General features: G+C 41.6%; 2 protein-coding genes. Both read right to left on the reverse strand.

Features of this window, described 5'->3' with window-relative positions; genetic code table 11:
• The coding region (locus KTQ90_RS13795) for an HU family DNA-binding protein (RefSeq protein WP_302180525.1) at positions 1-1,901 on the reverse strand (1,901 nt) is incomplete at its 3' end.
• A gap of 154 nt (positions 1,902-2,055) precedes the next feature.
• Positions 2,056-2,700: a hypothetical protein gene (locus KTQ90_RS13800; protein WP_254359712.1), complete on the reverse strand. Its 645-nt coding sequence runs from the start codon at positions 2,698-2,700 to the stop codon at positions 2,056-2,058.
• Between the last annotated feature and the right edge of the window lie 877 nt (positions 2,701-3,577).

The following is a 3,577-nucleotide window of genomic DNA, read 5'->3' on the forward strand; positions in this document are numbered from 1 at the left end:
AAACCTGGAGTTGGAGCATTAAAAGTTGCCCCTTCTCTATTATAGGTCCTACTTTTAGGTCGATACGAAAAATGTCCTATGGCTCCCAAAGCATTGTCAAAGTTTCTTGATGCCGTTTTTGATTCATCAGCATTATAATGGATCGTATTTCCATTAACAGAATACCCAGAGGATAAAACAAAGCATCCTTCTGTCCAAGATCTTGGATTTGTTCCTCCATAGTGGAATCTGATTCCTCGCTTACTTACGTTTCCTCCAACTCCAGGTTTTATCCATTGTGATCCAGCCGTCGGATTAATTATTGGATATGTTCCATCAGGAATCCTTCGACCACTTCCGTTCTTTGTACTTGGCTCTCCTCCTGGAGCAACATAGAACCCTGTGCCATTATCTGCTTCTCCAGATATATGATACACTCCTAGTGTATAACTGTCTTTTGTTTCACCTATTTCCAAGTTTAACAAATTCACTCGCTTCCCATGCTCTCCTTGTGAAAATTCATAGGTTTCTTTTTTATCTCCATTTGCGACATTAAAGACGTCATTTCCATCAGCTATTATGGGCGCATCTATCTTCCATTTTTTATTAACATAGGATATATTTATTGTGTCTGTGCCAATAGGATCAATAAAAGTAATTGGATTATAGGTATACGCATAACTTGAATTTCCATAATTCTTCTCTTCCAATATATCCGTACTAATCCACAAACTCACCCTCGGGTCATAGTACCTTGCTCCATAGTAATACAATCCCGTCTCCTCATCGAATTCCTTCGCATTGAAAAGATAAGGCGTATTCCAAATATTATTGCGCTCCTCAATGAACACCTCACCGAAAGGAACATACTCGATATGCTGCACCACCTCACCGTCAAGGTTGGTGATGTAACTACTGCTACCCAAATGGTCTGGGTGGTAGTAGAACTGCATCTTCTCGTATGTATCGCCTTCTTGGAAGTTGTTCTTCGCTGCTCGTGCCATAGCACGTGCCTGCGCAGCCTCCAAGCTGCCGTCATTGCAGCAGAAGCCCTTTCCGTCCACATAGTCGTTGTTGTCCTCACCATTGTACGGCACTGCAAAGGTTGCATAATTATCCTTGATAACCTGCAACTGTTGAGTATATTTAACCTTATAATCAACAGACAAGCCATCAGTCTCACTACCTGCATACTGGATGCGGCGTGGGTCAGAACCGTAAGAGTCAAAGTCACCAATCTTGGAAACGACACGCTGACTACCAATATAGATGTGCTTGGTGTAGCGTCCGCCTTGGTTTGCTACGAGGTAAGGAGATACATAGAGTGAGAACTTGGCTGTGTTTGTTCTGCCACCTGCGAACTCGGAGTTTACATAGATCAGCTCACCCTCGCCGCTGGTCTTCACGGTGCGCTCACCATCGGCATCGTACAAATAGTTGCTCACAAAACCGTTCTCATCTGCAGCAAGGAGACTGTTCTCCTCGTCCCACTTGAACTTCTGCTCGGTCGCCTTTTCATCCTCCTTGCCGTCTTTCTTCTTTTTGACCACTCGGAGTTCTACTGATTTTGCAGCGTTACGCATGGCTGCCTTTGGCGTAAAGACGATTTTCGGCACCTTCAGGCTGTCGGCGGTAACTTCTGCCTCGCTATCCATCATCTTTGGCGGTACTATGATGCGGAATGAGCCGAGGTCTGCCAAATCCACGCTCTGACCTAATTCGAAGGCATCGCGCACGATGGCATCAAGACTGATGAGCGCATTGCTTACGTCACCTGCCGAGAGGGAGGTTTCGCGCACGATACGGTCAACTACCATCTTGTTTGTCAGATGTTGTTGTGACACAGGCTGGGCGAAGTACACCGTCTGCCCCTTACGCTTGCCAATAGGCTGCGTCTTTGATTTTACTTCAAACTCTATCATACTTTTAATTGTCTATGGTTATCAATTATTTAACGTTGTTTTTTCCTATTTCTTGCCCTCTCCGTTTAATACCCATATAAGGGTAATGATGAACACCCTTATAAGGGTATTGGTCGTTACCCTTGTATGGGTAACGGGACATAACGTTTTTTAATCAATACATAGGCAACTTTCCACTTTTTTTTATTATAGCATTAATCATATTTCTGAATTCTTCGTTTACTTCGTATATTCCATTCTGACAGTATATATTAAACATTCCTAAATAATATGTATTCAAGATTTGCTCGTTCAAATAGAATATAATTTTTGCTCGAACATTTATAGAAGGATGTATTTCACTTGTTTTTTTAAGAGAATTTATAGTGTCGAAGAATTTGGAAAATTTCATATCTGACACCACGATTATACTATCAAGCGAATGACTGATTAATCCCTTGTCAAACAACTCTGGAGTAATATCAAAAATTGTTCTTAGGTCAGCTTGGGTGTAAACAATTTTGAGCTTGAGGCTGGCACTCAGACTGCGGAATCCGCCTGCGAGCCAGAGACTCGGATTGAAATTGAAGTAATGGACTGAACTGTTCGGAAGAGTAAGTTCAGACTTGACGCCACGGCTGTCCAATAGCATCAGCCGTATGGAATCCCTAGAGAAATCCTGCCAACGGTAATAACCTTGCAGGTCTGAGTTCAAAGGCGCAGTCTTGAACCACAGTTCGCTTCCGCTGACTCCTCCGGGCGTTTGCGCGAAACTGCCGATAGCGAAGCCTAACAGTAACAAAGAAGTAAACTTTCTCATGCGCTGTCAATTTGGAGTGTTTGAAAAATATAAAAACGTATGCCTCTGCCGCGCAGGGAGAGACCAGTGAGAGAGAACGGACTGTTACTACGGAGAAGAATTGTGATATAGGCTGCTCCGTAAAAGTCCTATTGTCACGTGGCAGGCCAACAGGCTTTACCACCAAAATAATGCTGCAAATATACAAAAATAATCTTAATAAACGGATATAATCTTTAAGAAATTTGCTGGTTTGGTGTTTTTTTCTTATGATTTCGGTCAATTTTGCAGAAATCTTTTACATCTGTTGTATGTACTGGAGTTAGTTTGGCAAAAATACACAAATGGTCACGGCTTCAGTTTCTTATGTTAGAATGTAAATCATGGTTTGGAACTGTACACACTCGGAGTACAAATGAAAACACTATATGCTTGTGTCGGAAAGGTATATATGAGCTGATGGTAGAGTCGTCATCAACAACAATGGCCATGATTTGATAAACTCAGCAGGAATACTTGCTATTCATTTTTTTATGATGGGGGTATGTTTACAAATTTGAGATTTCATGTAGAAAACAGGGGTATCTTATTATGATAAAAACATCAAGATACCCCTATATATAATAAGGTGTCATAACCGACAGACGGAGCGTGCTTGTTTTCCAACTATGCTTTGTTCTGTTTCTATATTCTTTGTTTCGTGTTTTTCAGCAGTATCTTGCTCCTGTGGCGGTGCGGTACAACGACAAAAATCGTTTCTCCTGTACGCTATTATATTATAAAGGTGTAGGAATCTTATTAAAAAATGAGAAATTCTAACTTGCACCTCTTGGCATCGTTCCATTCATCACAATAATCATCGGATACTCGTGTTTTACTTGCTCTGCTTGGCAATCCT

It is taken from the genome of Leyella stercorea, assembly GCF_019052365.1.
Classification (GTDB): domain Bacteria; phylum Bacteroidota; class Bacteroidia; order Bacteroidales; family Bacteroidaceae; genus Prevotella.

What these genes read in the sequence shown, in the direction of transcription:
- KTQ90_RS13800 (WP_254359712.1), bottom strand. Translation starts at nt 2,700, where the DNA reads ATGAGAAAGTTTACTTCTTTGTTACTGTTAGGCTTCGCTATCGGCAGT.